Origin of the sequence: Pseudoalteromonas sp. C8, assembly GCF_011378685.1 — a bacterium.
Taxonomy (GTDB): Bacteria; Pseudomonadota; Gammaproteobacteria; order Enterobacterales; family Alteromonadaceae; genus Pseudoalteromonas; species Pseudoalteromonas arctica.
In genome coordinates this window covers 177089-193219 of the sequence record NZ_WTKT01000009.1, presented here as the reverse complement: position 1 = coordinate 193219, position 16131 = coordinate 177089, and the positions used below count along the sequence as shown (strand labels likewise).

The following is a 16131-nucleotide window of genomic DNA, read 5'->3' as shown; positions in this document are numbered from 1 at the left end:
TGCTAATCAGTTTTACACGCTTTTATATTAATTTGTATTAATGAATGTGATGGCATTCGTGGCTTTCAATTTGTAATACACTATTGTGTACATTAAATTTTTCAGCTAACAGTTGTTCTACTTTCATACGACATGCTTCATCGTGTTTTTCAATAGTACAATGTTCTTTAAGGACAACGTGTGCGCCTACTACTACACCCTTATATTTTCGCGTGACAGTGACGTTATGGACATTGTGAACATGCTCCATATCTGTAATCTCACTTTCAATATCTGCTACTTTAGGGAGTTTGGCCTTATTTAAGCGTAAACCTTTTATACAACTGATAATGACCTTAACACCGGTAAACAACACGAAAGAGGCGATTAACATGCTCGATAAAATATCGATAACAACCCAGCCCGTAAAATATATAAGAATACCAGCCACAAATGTCGATACTGTCGAAATCAAATCAAAGAATGAATGTAAAAATACCGCGTAAACATTAATACTCGCTTTGCGGCCTTTATATAAAACCCATGCAGCAGCACCATGAAACAAAAAACCAATAGCAGCAATAACCGACATTAAATAACTATTAATAGCCAGCTCATTTCCTTCATGCTGGTGTATATAGCGCTCACCACCTTCATACAAAATAATTAAACTTATTGCTAGATATAAAAACCCGTTCACCAGACCGCCTAGAAGCTCAGCTCTTTGATGACCATCGTTATAGGTTTTAGCAAAATGAATAGCGAGACTTGATGCAATCAGTGCGATGAATAACGAACTATTGTGAACAAACAAATGCCCCGCATCGGCAAGTACAGCAAGCGAATTAGAATAATAAGCACCTATAACCTGAATTACCATAAACGAACACGTAATTGCTAGCGCAATAAGTAACCGACGACGAGAAGCTTGATGTGTAGTGATTTCTGTCATGAAATGCTTGAATAACCTATACTTAAAGTGCAAATAAGCCAAAGATGGCTTAGAGTAGAAAGGGTAATGATATACAGTATCAATTATAATACGTACTGCCCTCAAACGCACTAAAAACTTAGTAAATCAAAAAAAATGTGCTAATAATTAGTAGGTAAAAACAATAAAAATACAATAGATAACAATTTAATTGTGGCTTAAGCACATGGAGAGTTAAGTGAGTAATAACCGATCAGATGAAATGTGGCAAAACATGAAGTTACTGCCATTTTGTATATTACTTTATGATGCCAATGAAGATATATTCAAAGTTAACAGTCAGGCACTGAGTTTATTTGACTTAGAAGAGCAACCACATTTTAAAAAAAACGATTTTGCACATATCACTTTAACCAATCATCACAGTAAAAAAGAACTGTTAATCGAAGATCTATTCTTAGACTATTTTACAGCAAATAATCAATGCCAGTTTGCTTTATCAAAACAAACATCTAAATTACTACTCAATGTAAAATTTGCAAAATTACCTAACTCACATTCAATTATTATCATTGATATATTAAATAACAATGTCGAAGAACAATATGATTTTGATAATATTATTTCGAACATATCAACTGACTTAATTGATATTCAAAACGACGACGTTGATAAGCATATCAACTATGCATTAAAAGCTATTGGTACCGTATGCCACGCAGATAGAAGTTATTTATTTAAGTTTGCCGAGGACGGTAAAACAATAAATAACACTCACGAATGGGTCAATAACGATATACAAGCATTTAAAGACGACTTACAGGACCTTCCAAAAAGCGATCTCCCTTATTTTTTTACTTTAATGGCCCGTACTCACTTATTTAGAGTTAACGATGTAACGTTGTTACCTATTCAAGCAACGAGCGAAAAAATAATTTTTCAGCGACAAAAAATAAAATCAGTTCTTTGCATCGGGTTACGTTATGACAAAGAGCTCGTTGGTTTTATAGGCTGTGATTGCGTTGTTCAAAAGAGAAACTGGACTGATTTAGACCTTATTCGCCTAAGGTTAGTAGGTGAAATGCTTGCTAATGCTTTCAAAAATTTAAATTACAAGCAAGAGCTACAAAAAACTCAGCAGCAACTCATTAATGCCAACCATAAACTCAACAAACAAGTTAATACTGATGGCCTTACAAACATTGCTAACAGACGCTGTTTTGATCAAACTTTAAAATGCGAAATAAAACGCGGCGCACGTAATAAAGAACCCATTAGTTTAATAATGTGTGATATTGATTTTTTTAAGCGTTATAACGATAACTATGGGCATCAGCTCGGTGACGAAGTGTTAAAACAAGTTGCCAAAGCGCTGCATGATCTTTGTAAACGTGAAGGTGATTTAGCCGCTCGTTTCGGTGGTGAAGAATTTGCGATAATTTTACCTGCAGTCGACACAGATCATTGTCAAAGGTTTGCTGTTCTTATTCAGGAAAAAATCGCAGAACTCGCAATTGAACATAACTTTTCAAGTGCTAGTAATTACCTCTCTTTGAGTATTGGATTTTATAGCCTTATACCCAATCAAAAAACAACATCTAAAGAAGTAATAACTAACGCCGACATAGCCCTTTATAACGCAAAAGAAACAGGCAGAAATAAAATAGCCAGTTTTTAGAAAACCGACTAAGTCGGCGCGCTACAGTGAGTTTTAGTGGTTAAAAGTTCACTGTAGTGATAATCTATACACGCTGAAATTATAAACAATACAACCACTCAGCGTTTAATTATTATAAGGAATGTTTAAATGGATCCAGTCACACAAATTCTCGATATGGTTTTTACTGTTGAGGCTTTTTTACTTGTTTTTGTTATCGTGCTTTTAAAAAGTAGCGTTAAATTTGTACCACAAAACCGCGCCTGGTTAATCGAACGTTTTGGTAAATACCAATCAACTAAAGAAGCCGGCCTTAACTTTATTATTCCATTTATTGATAGAATCTCGGCTGATCGTAGCTTAAAAGAACAAGCTCAAGATGTACCATCGCAGTCAGCTATCACTAAAGATAACATCTCACTTATAGTTGATGGCGTACTGTACTTTAGGGTACTAGACCCATACAAAGCAACGTATGGCGTTGACGACTATACGTTTGCAGTGGTACAACTTTCGCAAACAACGATGCGTTCAGAATTAGGTAAAATGGAGCTCGATAAAACATTTGAAGAGCGTGATTTACTTAATACCAACATTGTTGCAGCTATAAACCAGGCATCTGAGCCTTGGGGTATTCAAGTACTTCGCTACGAAATTAAAGATATTGTGCCGCCTAACTCTATTATGGAAGCGATGGAAGCACAAATGAAAGCTGAGCGTGTTAAGCGTGCTCAGATTTTAGAGTCAGAAGGTGATCGCCAAGCAAATATCAACGTTGCTGAAGGTAAAAAACAAGCACAAGTACTTGCTGCTGAAGCCGACAAAGCCGAGCAAATTTTACGCGCTGAAGGTGAAGCAACAGCAATTACAACTGTTGCTGAAGCACAAGCAAATGCACTTATTAAAGTTGGTGAAGCTGCAGATACCGATCAAGGTCAAAAAGCAATTCAGCTAGACTTAGCAACCAAAGCAATTGCAGCTAAAGAAGCGATAGCTCGTGAGTCATCAATTGTATTACTGCCAGACAACGCGACAGATGCAAGCTCAGTGGTTGCCCAAGGTATGGCAATTATTAATAGTTTAAATAAAAAGAATTTGGGTTAATAACTAAATAAAGAGGTTTGTATGGATTTTATTACGCAAAATTTACCGCAAACACTTATGGTACTTGGTATTGTTGCTTTAATAATAGAAGTAGCAGTACTTGGCCTTTCTACATTTATTTTGTTGTTTTTTGGATTATCGTTATTCCTCACCGGATTATTAATGAGTTTTGGTATTTTACCTGACTCATTAACAACAGCCCTTTGGAGTAACACAGTTGTAACAGCGGGCTTAGCCGTTGCACTTTGGAAACCATTAAAACAAATGCAAAATCGCGTAGATAAGAAGCAAGTGAATAGTGATTTTGCTGAACTTACTTTTGTACTTACTAGCGATGTAACAGAACAAGGTTTAACTACCCATCAATATTCAGGTATTAGCTGGAAGCTTAAAAGTGAGCAACCAATTATCGCAGGTACTGAGGTTGTAGTAACCAAAAAAGAAGTGGGTGTTATGTGGGTTACGCCTAAAAGCTAATCATCACTTTAAATACAAGCACTATGTATAATAAATTACAGTAAAACGGGCGGCTCAAACTGCCCGTTTTTTATGCCTGAGATTTGAAATACAGCACCTTGCTCACTAACAGTATGATTAATCGTTTCATCAAATGCCGATGTTACAAGTAAAAACTCAGCATTTTCACCACCAAATGCAGTGCATGTCGGTTTTATTGCACAAAGCTTGATTGTTTCAATTAGCGCACCGCCTGGGGATAAACATATAACACACCCCATTCCCCACACAGCTAGCCACAAATTACCTAATTGGTCGGTCACGCAGCCATCGGGGTCAACATCAGTATCATTAAATTGATAAAAAACACGTGGCTCAGAGCAAGGTTCGCCAGTTTGCTCATCCAAATCTAATACATAAATACAACTCGTTAAAGAGTCGCAGTAATAACCGCGTAAACGTGGCTTATCAAAGCACAATCCATTTGGGATACTCAAACCACTTACAACGACTTTAAGCTGGCGTTTATAATAACGGTATATTTTACCATCAGCTTTTTTAGCATTTACGTCCATTGTACTTAACCAAAAGCCACCCCATGGATCAGCGCGGCCGTCGTTTGAACGCCTATTTAGCTCTGTATTTTCAATATTAAAAATAAGATGGCGAGTGCTCGAATTAATATGGTATTTGTATAAACCAGTACTTGTACCTAGCAACAAGTGCTGCTCATCAATCCACGCTATTGCACTGAGTGTATCGGGCATATTAATTGTTTTTAGTTGGCTTTCGCTGTGTATTTTTTTGCTTAAAAGTAATTTTTTATTTATGTCGACCCAAAAAAAAGTATTCAGCATAGGGTGCCAAAGAGGACTTTCTGCAAGCTGATTCTGTGTGCTTTCAAAAATGGTTACGCTAGGGTCAAACATAAATACTTATTCTTTATTATTAACAAAGCCTTGTAACCCAAACCTTACCAGAAAACAGTTGATTTCGCGATGTGTACCTGGCTTTAATTTATTAACACGCCCTAGTGACTGCAAAATCAATATCATTGCACCACCGGCTAATTTTAAAGTTGGGCGTACCACTAAAAAGTTTGAAATACTTAATAGTGGTTACAACATGGGAGTTAATACTGCAAAGGCCTTTTTAGCTAAAGATCTGCATTATTTAACCTAATAATTGCGGTGCTTTACCTGCAATAACTGCGGTTAGTAAACCAGCTAACATAGCTCCCACAACGGTGCATATTGCACCCCCTAAAATACCGTAAACACTCATAAAACATATCAGCGCTAAACCAAATAGCAGTGTACTTAAAAATGTTTTGACCAATAATGTAAGTGTGTTTTTTCGTATATTGAGCATCATTAATAGTAAACTCACCATCGCAATTGTAATTAGTAGCTCGTTCATGCGGGTTGTACCTCAACTTGTAATTTTTGTGTGTTTTTTATTTTTAAGGCACCAAACATACACGCGATACCCATCACCATAAAACTTATATCTACTACCGCAACAAGCGAACTATTAAGGTTAATAACATTGCTCACGCCAAATAGGATGTTAAGCGGTAGCACCAAAGCAAGCGAAGCGCCGCATAGGAAAAGAGTCAGCTTGAAGTAGTTTTTATAATCTATGAGTAATACACTAAAGAGTAACCATGCCAACCACGTATAAAAAAACACGGGTCCAAAAAAGCTATTTTGCGCCACACCAATAACGGTATAATTAAGTACAACTTGCACAGGAAATAGCACAAAGCTAGCTAATACCAAGCCACCACAACTGCCAATAATAAAACGATTCCAGTGTGCATATGCCTGCATACTCAGTGAAGGGCTACTGCCACGTGTGCGCTTTGTTAGCCACATCATCATGCCCGAAATAGGTAAAAGCGCAGTACTTAAGCCAAGCAATACCCAAAGTAATTTTACAAACACTCCTGCAAAGTTCCCAAAGTGCAGCGGAAACATCAACTCAATTACTTTTATCGAAACACCTGAAATATCACCAAAACTACTCATCGACTGCACAAACTCACCATTGCCCTGATAATGCAGTAACTGAGAAGCAACAGCCTCACCACCTAACAAACGCAAATATACCTGCGCATTCGCATCGTTATGCGCCATTATTGTGACATCCCTAATTATTGCTTCAGGGTAACGACTATGAGCATGCTCTAAAATAGTGTCTATTTTTGTAGGTTGCTTAATGTGGCTAACTACAGGCTCAGGAATAGCGGTAAACGTTTCTATTAACTTATCTTGATCGCCACCAAAGCTCACAAACGCAGCGGCTGGTAGTAAAATAATGGTCGCGAGCCCTAAAAATGATCCTGTAAAACCAATCACAATATTAAATACGCTGCCCCAAATACCTATAACCTTATGAGCATCGCTTACTGCAATATCTAACCCTTTATCTCGCCTAAACGTAAAGAGCTCTTTTATCAATTTGCGATGAATAAACAAGCCTGTCACTGCACTTACTAAAAGCGTTAAACCTAAAAACCCAGTGAGTATTAACCCAATTGGTCGCCCTAAATGCAAATCTGCATGAAACTCACCTATGTAGGTTGGCGCATCTGTTTTTTTATTAGCGTAAAACTCTTTACTAGGCCCATAGTAAGTATTTTCCAGCGTCAACGTATCGGGATGAAATTGAAATACTCTGGCCACCTCTTGGTCGTAATTTTCATCGCCATGGTGAGATTCAAATACCAACGTTAACAAATGAAAGTTATGCCCACTTGGTAAAAACACATGAATGTTTTCGCCAAATTCACTAGGTACTTGTTTATGGTATTCGTTTACTAGTCGGTTAATCTGCGCGCTAGCAACGTGTTGGCTTGATTGCAGTTCTGGATTAGCCCATATTTTTAACTCAGGTCGCGACAGAACTGCTAACGCCCCACTAAATGCAACAATAAATAGCAGTACCGCAGTAATAATTCCTACCCAGCTATGTAATAAAAATAGCTTTTTTAAAGTAATCGACTTCATCCCTGCCCCTGCGTTAATGCCCAAAAACTCAATAAACCATGTGATATACACAATGCAATCATGACTACAAAAGGTTGCCATGCTTTTTGTGCCAAATACGCATAAATAAACAACGCAGTCCAAATAACAGGAAACAGTAAAATAGGTAGTAATATTTGTTCATTCATTTGAAACGGTAAATAGGTTGTCATACCCGGAATCATTATTACCGCAGTAACTAGCGCTAATACACACGCAATTAAGTGCCTTCGCCGTGTAGCTGTAAACGTTTTTTTATTATTCATTATTCGCTCAATAAATTTGCCCAAACATATACAAAAACAGCATATGTAAATGATAACAATTGCCATTATATTGTGCATTTAGCGCTTAATGCAATTTATTAAACACATTAAGTCTAATAACACTGTTGGTTTGTCTTAAGAGCTTTTATGCTACGCCTCGCAATTTAGGTATGCAGTAATGCGTCATTTCAGTTAAGCCGAGTTCGGGCTTTTTAATTTTTCAGGAAGCAGTAAACCGTGGATATAATTAACGCGATTATTTTAGGTATTATTGAAGGTATAACAGAATTTTTACCCATATCATCAACTGGGCACTTAATTGTAGCGTCAAAGTGGTTAGGCATTGAATCAACAGACGCTAATCTCGCCTTCGAAGTAATTATCCAGCTTGCCGCCATTTTAGCGGTACTAGCCAACTATAAAGACAAGTTCAGCCCTAAACATTTCAATTTATGGGTGAAAGTTGCCATTGCATTTATTCCTTTGGGTATTATTGGTTTTATATTTAGTGATGTAATAAAAACACTGTTTAGCGTACCGGTAGTAGGTGTTATGTTTATTGTAGGCGGTGTGATTTTTTTACTATTAGAGCGCAATTATAAAGAGGCTCAATGCACAACTACCGATGTAACCCAAGTTACTTATAAACAAGCTCTTTGGATTGGCGTAGCACAAGTATTTGCGTTAATTCCAGGGACTAGTCGTGCTGGAAGTTCTATTGTTGGTGCCATGTTATGTGGTTTAAACCGAAAAGCCAGCGCTGAATTTTCATTTTTGCTTGGTTTACCTGTACTTACAGCAGCCTCAGGGTACGACTTACTTAAACATTACCAACTGTTTAGCTTAGATGACCTAACTTCCCTTGCAGTTGGCTTTTTAACGTCTTTTATAGTCGCTTATTTTACTATTAAACTATTCATACGCTTTCTAGAAAATTTCACTTTTGTTAGTTTTGGTCTTTACCGAATCGTATTTGGTGTTATTTTATTAACTATAGCCTACACATAAGAGAACATTATGACCGAAAAAATAAACGAAGAAGCACTCCACGCACTTAAAATAGCCTTTACTTACATGCCTAAAGCGATTGAAGTGACAAAGTATGAATATGGCGAGCGCTACCAAAGCGTACTTGATCACATTGAAGCTGTACGTGAAACGCTACTTATTAACGATGTAGACCCGGAAGAAGTTGGCGGCGATATAAATCCTAAGTACACACCAAACTCAACCTACTAAATATAAAACACTGAGCATTATATAATCATCATTACACTCAGCGTTATATTAATGCTCTATTATTCTACAAAACATAAGGTTATAAGTCTAAAGTGTACACATCAGTTTTAGTTATCATCGATAAAAACTGCTAAACTTACTTGGTAATTAATAAATATGCCTTTAATTGGCTTTTATATTGTATAAATTGAACAAAAGCTTACGGGGTGTTTTCTTTTGAATTTTTTAAGACGTTTTCACGATATAGTTTCTAATCAATCTCTTGATTTTGAAAATAAAATTAATAAGCTCTTAGTGTTTGGGTTAGAAGTATTTGACCTTGAGCTAGGTATTATTAGTAAAGTAGATGAAAACAGCTACACCGTTTTATATGCCAAAACCCCTGACAACTCACTTTTACCCGGTACCGTGTTTGAATTACAAGGCACCTATTGCGTACATACGCTCACTGCAGGCTCTGCACTTGCCTTTCATAAAGCATCTCAAAGCGCAATTGCAAACCACCCCTGTTATATAAACTTTCAGTTAGAGTCTTATATTGGCGCGCCAATAAAAATTGGTGAAAAAATATTTGGTACCGTTAACTTTTCATCCATAAACAGCTCTCCAGCTTTTAATGATGCAGCCTATGATTATATTGAGTTATTTGCACAATGGCTTGGATCGGAATTTGCTCGCACCCAAGCTAAAGAACAACTCATAAAAAATAGTAATACTTTATTAAAGTTAGAACACGTTGCAAATATAGGTACGTGGGAGGTTGATCTAATCTCCGATAAAATTACCTGGAGCGAGCAAACATACCTCATACATGAGGTGGATGAACAATTTCAACCGCAAATGAATTCTGCAGTCGAGTTTTATAAAGAAGGTCCAAGTCGTGAAGGCATTACTCGCGCGGTAGAATTAGCCATAGAAAAAGGCAAAAAATGGAATCTAGAACTAGAAATAGTAACCGCTAAAAATAAACATTTATGGGTGGCTACCTTTGGTGAGGCCGAATTTGATGAAGGCCGATGTGTCCGATTATTTGGCACCTGCCAAGATGTAACCGAGTCAGTAATGCTCAGAGAAGAGCTTAAACAAAAGCAAGCTCAAGCAGAGCGCCTACTTGAAGACAGAAGCATGCTATTTGCTAAAATCAGCCACGAATTAAGAACCCCACTGAATGGCATTACAGGTATGCTAACCACATTAGTTGATGAACACAGTGAAGAAGTTCGCGCTGAAAAAATTAAAATAGGACTTAGAAGCGCCGATATTTTACTTAGTATTATTAACGAAGTGCTCGATTTTTCTAAAATTAATCATGGTGAGCTAAAGCTTGAGCCTACTGACTTTTTACTAAAAACAATTTTTACCGATTTAACTTCTTTGTATACACCTCTATTTAAAAACACGCATGTAACGCTACAAGTAAATAATACAATTGATGACAACTGCTGGGCGTTTAGCGACAACACACGCCTTAGCCAGATTGCTTCTAATTTACTGAGTAATGCACTTAAATTTACTGAAAATGGTTCAGTTACATTAAACACCAGCCTTTCTAAAATAAAAAATAAGCTAAGTTTAAATATTGAAGTGTCTGATACAGGCCGAGGAATGAGTAAAAACTTTTTAGAATCACTGTTTTCTCCTTTTTCTCAAGAAGTAGATGCTAAGAATTCAAAAGGTGGAACAGGCCTTGGCCTTGCAATAGTAAAAGAGCTTGTTGAATATATGGGCGGAAAAATAAAGGTAAAAAGTACACCTAATAAAGGCACTACGTTTTTAGTAAATATTCCTATTGAGAAAGGGACAGAACAAAAACAAGAAAGCCTTAAATCAACGTTAGATATCAACGGCAGTGAACTATCAGTGCTTGTAGTCGATGATAACGACATCAATCGGTTAGTACTTCATGCCTCTTTAGGCAAGCTTAATATAAAAGCCGACTCTGCAGTTGATGGCCAAGATGCTGTATTAAAATGTCGCCAAAAGCATTATGACCTTATTTTTATGGACTGCATAATGCCCATACTCGATGGATTTGAGGCAACAAAGCAGCTTAGATCAGAAAACATCTGCTCGCATGAAGAAACCTACATAGTGGCTATAACTGCTAATACTTCATCACAAGACAAACTTGCCTGCAAACAAGCCGGTATGGATATGTTTATATCAAAACCGTTTAAACTACCCATACTTGAAAAAGCGGTTATTAATGCGCTTGAGCATACCGTAAAAATCAGCTAATTTTTACTGCACTGCCACTGGTAAAAAATAAGAACATAAAATGAAAAACATAATTAGAACTATATTACTAACAGTACTTATTGTTGCAGTATTTAAAGGCGTTTCCACTGGGCAATGGAGCTCATCAATAACAATAGTTATCGTATCAGGCGTATTGCTGTTAGTTACATTTATCAGTGCTAAGTCATCACGTGGATCATCCGCTTATACTGGCAGTGACTCATCAGTTTCCTCTAGCAGTAACTCATCGCACTCTCACACAAATTGTAGCGGCGGTGATTCTAGCGGTGGGTGCGATTAGTTAATACGCTTCTTAATATTCGTATTTATATAGAACAATATTTATAGAGAGAGTATTTTGCCTAAGATTAAAATTGCAAAGTTCTGGCGCTCGATCGAAGCATTAGGAGAAATTGGTGCTCGAATCCTTGGCCTAGGATTAGTCTATCTGATTTTCTCATTTATAGGACAAGAATTAATCGGTGAGCAGTTCAAAAATGATGTCCTACTAAGCTTAGTCGTTTTACCTGCAATTTATGTCCTGAAAGATTCTCATAAAATATTGGAAGCAGTTTTTGTAAAAGTTCTTACTAAAGACAATTCTATAACCGTATTTAGTGGAATACTCACAAGAAGAGAAGACAAACTAGGTTTCAAAAGCGTTGAAAATGTAGAGCAAGTCACAACAATTTTAGGTCGTATATTTGGTTATTCAACCATATTTTTATATGCCTACGGTAGCTGGGTTAGAATCCCTTTTATTAAAGATCCTGAAAACCTCAGAGCTTGGCTTGAAGAACGTATACCAGATTAACCTAGTTTATAACCAGACATAAAAAAGCCGCCTTTGGAGAAGGGCGGCTTGGGTTAACAAACAGCTATGGGTGTAGCCTTGCTGTTATATCAAGAGAGTTTTTACTAAATTTTTTATTAAATAATGTTAAGCAGCGCTTTGATCAGCTTCTTCAGAGTGACGAATTAAATAATCAAATGCACCTAAACTTGCTGTTGCACCGCTGCCCATTGCAATAATAATTTGTTTAAACGGAGTATTGGTTGCATCCCCCGCGCCGTAAATTCCTGGTAGTGAAGTTGCGCCTTTAGCATCAATCAGTATTTCACCAAATTTACTTAATTCAAGGTCGCTGTCTTTTAACCATTCGGTATTTGGTATTAAGCCTATTTGTACAAATATACCGGCAAGTTCAAGCTCTTTACTCTCTCCCGACACTCTATCTGTGTACATTAAGCCAGTTACTTTTTTACCATCACCAAGTACTTCGGTAGTTTGTGCACTTTTGATAATAGTAATATTAGCCATGCTTTTAGCTTTACGAATAAGCACTTCATCAGCACGTAGTGTGTCTGCAAATTCAAGTACCGTAACACTTTGCACAATATTAGCTAAATCGATTGCTGCTTCTATACCCGAATTACCACCGCCAATTACGGCAACAGGCTTACCTTTAAATAAAGGGCCATCACAATGTGGGCAATATGCCACACCATGGCCGCGATATTCTTGCTCCCCTGGTACGTTCATTTCGCGCCAGCGTGCACCAGTGGCAAGTACGAGCGACTTAGCTTTGAGTACTGCGCCATTTTCAAGTGTAATTTCGTAGCCATTGTTATAACCAAGTGCCGCTGCACGCTGATTATGCATTACATCTACATCGTATTCTTTAACGTGCTCTTCAAGCTGGGCAACCAATTTTGGCCCTTCAGTCGCCTTAATCGAAATAAAGTTTTCTATTGCTAATGTATCTGCAACTTGTCCACCAAATCTGTCGGCAACAATACCTGTATTTAACCCTTTTCGTGCTGAGTAAATCGCAGCCGATGCGCCCGCAGGCCCGCCACCAATTACAAGTACATCAAATTTATCTTTTTTACTTAGCGATTCAGCTTGGCGCTGTGCCCCTTTGCTATCTACTTTATTGAGTATGTCGGTAAGGCTTAGTGCACCTTGGCTAAATGGTTCGCCATTTAAATATACAGCCGGTACAGCTAAAATATTTCGCTCTTCTACTTCATCTTGAAATAATGCGCCATCAATCATGGTCGCTTTAATATTGCTGTTTGTCGCTGCCATAGTATTAAGTGCTTGGACTACTTGCGGGCACGTTTGGCAACTTAAACTTATATATACTTCAAAGTTAAGTTCTTGAGTAAGCGATTGTATTTGTTCAATGTCTTCGCTTTTAGCTTTACTTGCGTGTCCGCCAGTATGTAAAAGAGCTAACACTAAACTTGTGAATTCGTGGCCCATAGGTACGCCTGCAAACGTAATATGAGTGTTTTTAATAGGTGAATGTACAACCATTGACGGGCGACGCGCGCTTGTATCAGGATTGTTCATTACCGTAAATTTATCGCTCAGTGAGGCTAAATCGTTCGCTAAGCTTTCTACTTCTGCTGATTTTTTGCTGTCATCCAAGGCAATAAGCAGCTCAACAGGTTGAGTAAGCGATTCAAAATGGCTTTTTAATTGATTTTTTATGTTGTTATCTAACATGGCTTAACCCTTTTAGGAAAATTTAAACAGCAAGCCTCCCATGCCAAATAATGCATGTGCTTAAACAAGTATATTGATATAGGAGGCACCAACAAACGGATGTTCGTTGATTTAAGGGCAGTTACCTGCCCTTATAGTAGGAATAAATCTATACTTAGATTTTACCAACTAGGTCTAGTGAAGGTGCAAGTGTGTCTTCACCTGGCTGCCAAGATGCAGGACAAACTTCACCGTCGTGAGTTGCAATGTATTGTGCAGCTTGTACTTTACGAACAAGTTCTTTAGCGCTACGGCCAATACCTAAATCGTGAGTTTCGATAATTTTAATTTCGCCTTCTGGGTTCATTACAAATGTACCGCGAAGTGCTAAGCCTTCTTCTTCAATCATTACGCCAAAGCTACGAGTAATACGTCCTGTTGGGTCGCCAATCATTGGGTAAGTAATTTTACCAATTGTGTCTGACGTATCGTGCCATGCTTTGTGAGTGAAGTGAGTGTCAGTAGATACTGAGTAAACTTCTACGCCCATTTCTTGAAGTTGTGCGTAATAATCTGCAACATCACCAAGTTCAGTAGGACATACAAATGTAAAGTCTGCAGGGTAAAAGAAGAAGATTGACCATTTACCTAGAACATCTTTTTCAGACAATTCTACAAAGTCACCGTTGTGGTAAGCGGTTGCATTGAATGGTTGTAATTTAGTATTGATTAATGAAGTGCTCATGGTATTTCCTCATCTATATTTAATGTATTTAAAAAGTAATCAACGCTCTCGTTTAAAACGACCTTCTGCGTTGGCTTGGTTAATACAATAAGGCTAATGGATAATTAAATAAAATTGATTGTTTAGATTAAAACAATCGGTTTTTTGGATTGAACTATATAATCCCTGTTATCGTAAGCATTATTGGGATTGTAAACGCTGGCGAATTATTAAGATCGCTAATCGCAATACTGCTACAATAGCCGCGCTTCAAATAAGTCATTAAATATAAGGCACGCCGTAATGGAAAAATTTTTTAACCACATACAACTAGGTTACTTAGGCTTAATCCCGTTTTTAGGGTGTGTGGGTTGGCCACTTATGTTTGGCAGTAATAGCCTTAACTTAGAGTTTTTTACTTTTTACAGTATCGCCATTTTAGCATTTATGGCAGGTAGCTTGTGGCGCGCCGGAGAGCAAAGCTATAGCAATGCAATTAAAGCGGTATTACCTGTTATCCCAGTTCCATTTTTATCATTTTTACCTGTAGAGTGGGCACTGGCTTGGCTAGGTGCTAGTTTTTGGTTAGTACTTATATTTGAAAAAGCCACGCCGCAATGGCAAACCTATCATAAAGATTATCAAAAAATGCGTGTAGTACTTACCTCTGTTGTGTTTGTTTGTCACATTCTGACTATTGGTATGAGTATTTACCCTAAATAGCAGCTGTAAACTTAAATATTGCGTGGTAATAAGGTAATATCCGCGCACTGCTATTTGAGGACACACCATGATTGACCAACTACGCCAACAACTCGACGAACTTGGCGAAAACTACGTAGAAAAAAACGCTGCATTTAAAATCAAAGTGATCCCATTTTTTTGTGCTATTCGCATTAAAAAAGATCATAAAAGCGAAGGTCGTTTAAGTTTTTATTCAAGTCAATTACTCGAAATTTTCTTAGTCGTCTTATTTTTGCTATTCGGTTTAACACTCTACGATACAGATGCAGGATTTACTCACGGCCCTATTCATATTGCCTTTGCCATTTTAATTACCTTTAATCTTATTATTAAACAAATCGCAATTGAAGGGTTAAAAACCAGACTTGCGTTTCATCGTTTACTAGCAAAAGACTCACAAACAAATAGCGATATAAATAATACTGCTACAAACATAAACGCTAAATAAAATATGTATTTAAATCCTCAATGGCGAATACTCACCGTAGGCGATGGCGATTTATCGTTTTCGAACGCTATTTACACTCATCTATCGCCAAAAGCTTTGGTTGCATCCACTTACGATGACCAAACTACTATTGAGAAAAAGTATCAGCACAATGCACTTAGCAACCTAAAAGCGCATAACGTTGAGGTACTTAATGGTTTTGATGTAACAAACCCCGCGTGTTGGCAAACTCTAAGTGAAAACCAGCACAGCTTTGACGTGGTTATTTTTCAATTTCCGCTTATACCCGCGTTTGTTGGCCGTGAAGCGTTTGAAAACAACACGCGCCAAACCAGTATGAACGTATTAAACCGCGCTTTACTGCATCAATTTATTAAATACGCTAACGAATACGCGCTTGATAAAAATGGTCCAATGCTGTGTTACATCACTTCAAAGGATGTAAAACCTTATCGAGAATGGAATATAGAAGGGAGTTTAAATAACGGTTTAAACGCTGATTATTTAGGCCAAATCCCATTTGATATTAGCCATTTTGAAGGTTACAAAATTCGTAATGTTGACCGCGATAAACACGTAAAAGACACCAGCGGCATAACTTACGTTTTCAGCCCAAAAAGTATTGATACACATACTAGCGAATTAAGCTCACGTCTTACCAAACCTGCATACTTAACATCTAACCATTGCCCCCTTTGCCGCGTTGGACCCTATATGGCAAGCGAGGACGAAACCAAGCATCTAAACGCTAAAAAGCATCAGCAAATGCTACATCTTGAAAGCGATTGGCAACAATGGCTAAATGAGTTTTATAGCTAATAA

At 37.4% G+C, this 16131-nt stretch carries 18 protein-coding genes and 1 pseudogene; 12 read left to right on the top strand and 7 right to left on the bottom strand.

All coding sequences use genetic code 11. From position 1 onward, the window contains the following. Positions 1 to 37: 37 nt before the first annotated feature. Positions 38 to 931 carry a cation diffusion facilitator family transporter gene (locus GQR39_RS11065; RefSeq protein ID WP_024600569.1) on the bottom strand — a complete coding sequence of 298 codons (894 nt, stop codon included), beginning with the start codon at positions 929 to 931 and terminating at the stop codon, positions 38 to 40. Between the two features lie 217 nt (positions 932 to 1148). Here GQR39_RS11065 and GQR39_RS11060 point away from each other — a divergent pair, with 217 nt between their 5' ends. The 3 genes from GQR39_RS11060 (at position 1149) to GQR39_RS11050 (ending at position 4148) form a co-directional block, all read left to right on the top strand. Further along, the gene (locus tag GQR39_RS11060) at positions 1149 to 2588 is read left to right on the top strand and encodes a diguanylate cyclase (RefSeq protein WP_165735638.1); all 1440 of its coding nucleotides are present in this window, start codon (positions 1149 to 1151) and stop codon (positions 2586 to 2588) included. Between the two features lie 129 nt (positions 2589 to 2717). Then, entirely contained in the window at positions 2718 to 3671 is a 954-nt protein-coding gene (locus GQR39_RS11055) for a slipin family protein (RefSeq protein ID WP_165735637.1), read from the top strand. A gap of 21 nt (positions 3672 to 3692) precedes the next feature. Next, positions 3693 to 4148: an NfeD family protein gene (locus tag GQR39_RS11050; RefSeq protein WP_076924207.1), complete on the top strand. Its 456-nt coding sequence runs from the start codon at positions 3693 to 3695 to the stop codon at positions 4146 to 4148. 35 nt (positions 4149 to 4183) lie between these two features. On the opposite strand, the gene GQR39_RS11045 is transcribed toward GQR39_RS11050, so the two are convergent. Further along, positions 4184 to 5056, bottom strand: a complete 873-nt coding sequence (locus GQR39_RS11045) for an SMP-30/gluconolactonase/LRE family protein (protein WP_165735636.1) — start codon at positions 5054 to 5056, stop codon at positions 4184 to 4186. Between the two features lie 100 nt (positions 5057 to 5156). Between GQR39_RS11045 and GQR39_RS20300 the strand changes: the two are divergent. Continuing rightward, positions 5157 to 5309, top strand: a pseudogene (locus GQR39_RS20300) (DUF6363 domain-containing protein); the annotation flags it as partial. On the opposite strand, the gene GQR39_RS11035 reads toward GQR39_RS20300, so the two are convergent. Genes GQR39_RS11035 through GQR39_RS11025 form a run of 3 tightly spaced genes read right to left on the bottom strand, consistent with a single transcriptional unit; the run spans position 5301 to position 7422 of the window. Continuing rightward, on the bottom strand, positions 5301 to 5546 hold the full coding sequence (locus GQR39_RS11035; RefSeq protein ID WP_024600572.1) for a hypothetical protein: 246 nt from the start codon (positions 5544 to 5546) through the stop codon (positions 5301 to 5303). The pseudogene GQR39_RS20300 and the gene GQR39_RS11035 sit on opposite strands and share 9 nt — an antisense overlap. Further along, positions 5543 to 7138 (bottom strand): PepSY-associated TM helix domain-containing protein, encoded by a 1596-nt coding sequence (locus tag GQR39_RS11030; RefSeq protein WP_206007820.1) that lies wholly within the window; start codon positions 7136 to 7138, stop codon positions 5543 to 5545. The genes GQR39_RS11035 and GQR39_RS11030 overlap by 4 nt, the downstream gene beginning before the upstream one ends. Continuing rightward, a complete protein-coding gene (locus GQR39_RS11025) occupies positions 7135 to 7422 on the bottom strand; it encodes a hypothetical protein (protein WP_121955665.1) in 288 nt (95 codons plus the stop codon). Before GQR39_RS11025 ends, GQR39_RS11030 begins: the two co-directional genes overlap by 4 nt. Positions 7423 to 7659: 237 nt before the next feature. Here GQR39_RS11025 and GQR39_RS11020 point away from each other — a divergent pair, with 237 nt between their 5' ends. The 5 genes from GQR39_RS11020 to GQR39_RS11000 all read left to right on the top strand — a co-directional run bounded on the left by GQR39_RS11020 (position 7660) and on the right by GQR39_RS11000 (position 11713). Next, the gene (locus tag GQR39_RS11020; RefSeq protein WP_165735635.1) at positions 7660 to 8430 is read left to right on the top strand and encodes an undecaprenyl-diphosphate phosphatase; all 771 of its coding nucleotides are present in this window, start codon (positions 7660 to 7662) and stop codon (positions 8428 to 8430) included. A 9-nt stretch (positions 8431 to 8439) separates the two neighbouring features. Beyond that, complete coding sequence (locus GQR39_RS11015; RefSeq protein ID WP_165735634.1) at positions 8440 to 8661, top strand: penicillin-binding protein; 222 nt, start codon at positions 8440 to 8442, stop codon at positions 8659 to 8661. Between the two features lie 216 nt (positions 8662 to 8877). After that, complete coding sequence (locus tag GQR39_RS11010; RefSeq protein WP_165735633.1) at positions 8878 to 10899, top strand: ATP-binding protein; 2022 nt, start codon at positions 8878 to 8880, stop codon at positions 10897 to 10899. Positions 10900 to 10939: 40 nt separating this feature from the next. Beyond that, the gene (locus GQR39_RS11005) at positions 10940 to 11200 is read left to right on the top strand and encodes a hypothetical protein (RefSeq protein WP_165735632.1); all 261 of its coding nucleotides are present in this window, start codon (positions 10940 to 10942) and stop codon (positions 11198 to 11200) included. Between the two features lie 57 nt (positions 11201 to 11257). Continuing rightward, entirely contained in the window at positions 11258 to 11713 is a 456-nt protein-coding gene (locus GQR39_RS11000) for a PH domain-containing protein (RefSeq protein WP_165735631.1), read from the top strand. Between the two features lie 126 nt (positions 11714 to 11839). Here the strand turns inward: GQR39_RS11000 and ahpF are convergent, their stop codons facing one another. Together ahpF and ahpC are read right to left on the bottom strand one after the other, a co-directional pair. Continuing rightward, positions 11840 to 13414: an alkyl hydroperoxide reductase subunit F gene (gene ahpF / locus GQR39_RS10995; RefSeq protein ID WP_024593080.1), complete on the bottom strand. Its 1575-nt coding sequence runs from the start codon at positions 13412 to 13414 to the stop codon at positions 11840 to 11842. 154 nt (positions 13415 to 13568) lie between these two features. Continuing rightward, positions 13569 to 14138 (bottom strand): alkyl hydroperoxide reductase subunit C, encoded by a 570-nt coding sequence (gene ahpC, locus GQR39_RS10990; protein WP_007581822.1) that lies wholly within the window; start codon positions 14136 to 14138, stop codon positions 13569 to 13571. Between the two features lie 282 nt (positions 14139 to 14420). Between ahpC and GQR39_RS10985 the strand changes: the two genes are divergently transcribed. From GQR39_RS10985 to GQR39_RS10975, 3 genes are all read left to right on the top strand, one after another. Next, a complete protein-coding gene (locus GQR39_RS10985) occupies positions 14421 to 14840 on the top strand; it encodes a DUF3429 domain-containing protein (protein WP_165725021.1) in 420 nt (139 codons plus the stop codon). 67 nt (positions 14841 to 14907) lie between these two features. Further along, complete coding sequence (locus tag GQR39_RS10980; protein WP_002960599.1) at positions 14908 to 15309, top strand: hypothetical protein; 402 nt, start codon at positions 14908 to 14910, stop codon at positions 15307 to 15309. A 3-nt stretch (positions 15310 to 15312) separates the two neighbouring features. Beyond that, the gene (locus GQR39_RS10975) at positions 15313 to 16128 is read left to right on the top strand and encodes a class I SAM-dependent methyltransferase (protein WP_165735630.1); all 816 of its coding nucleotides are present in this window, start codon (positions 15313 to 15315) and stop codon (positions 16126 to 16128) included. The last annotated feature ends 3 nt before the right edge of the window (positions 16129 to 16131 follow it).

What these genes read in the sequence shown, in the direction of transcription:
- GQR39_RS11065 (WP_024600569.1), bottom strand. Translation starts at nt 931, where the DNA reads ATGACAGAAATCACTACACATCAAGCTTCTCGTCGTCGGTTACTTATT.
- GQR39_RS11055 (WP_165735637.1), top strand. Translation starts at nt 2,718, where the DNA reads ATGGATCCAGTCACACAAATTCTCGATATGGTTTTTACTGTTGAGGCT.
- GQR39_RS11050 (WP_076924207.1), top strand. Translation starts at nt 3,693, where the DNA reads ATGGATTTTATTACGCAAAATTTACCGCAAACACTTATGGTACTTGGT.
- GQR39_RS11045 (WP_165735636.1), bottom strand. Translation starts at nt 5,056, where the DNA reads ATGTTTGACCCTAGCGTAACCATTTTTGAAAGCACACAGAATCAGCTT.
- GQR39_RS11035 (WP_024600572.1), bottom strand. Translation starts at nt 5,546, where the DNA reads ATGAACGAGCTACTAATTACAATTGCGATGGTGAGTTTACTATTAATG.
- GQR39_RS11030 (WP_206007820.1), bottom strand. Translation starts at nt 7,138, where the DNA reads ATGAAGTCGATTACTTTAAAAAAGCTATTTTTATTACATAGCTGGGTA.
- GQR39_RS11025 (WP_121955665.1), bottom strand. Translation starts at nt 7,422, where the DNA reads ATGAATAATAAAAAAACGTTTACAGCTACACGGCGAAGGCACTTAATT.
- GQR39_RS11015 (WP_165735634.1), top strand. Translation starts at nt 8,440, where the DNA reads ATGACCGAAAAAATAAACGAAGAAGCACTCCACGCACTTAAAATAGCC.
- GQR39_RS11005 (WP_165735632.1), top strand. Translation starts at nt 10,940, where the DNA reads ATGAAAAACATAATTAGAACTATATTACTAACAGTACTTATTGTTGCA.
- ahpF (WP_024593080.1), bottom strand. Translation starts at nt 13,414, where the DNA reads ATGTTAGATAACAACATAAAAAATCAATTAAAAAGCCATTTTGAATCG.
- ahpC (WP_007581822.1), bottom strand. Translation starts at nt 14,138, where the DNA reads ATGAGCACTTCATTAATCAATACTAAATTACAACCATTCAATGCAACC.
- GQR39_RS10985 (WP_165725021.1), top strand. Translation starts at nt 14,421, where the DNA reads ATGGAAAAATTTTTTAACCACATACAACTAGGTTACTTAGGCTTAATC.
- GQR39_RS10980 (WP_002960599.1), top strand. Translation starts at nt 14,908, where the DNA reads ATGATTGACCAACTACGCCAACAACTCGACGAACTTGGCGAAAACTAC.
- GQR39_RS10975 (WP_165735630.1), top strand. Translation starts at nt 15,313, where the DNA reads ATGTATTTAAATCCTCAATGGCGAATACTCACCGTAGGCGATGGCGAT.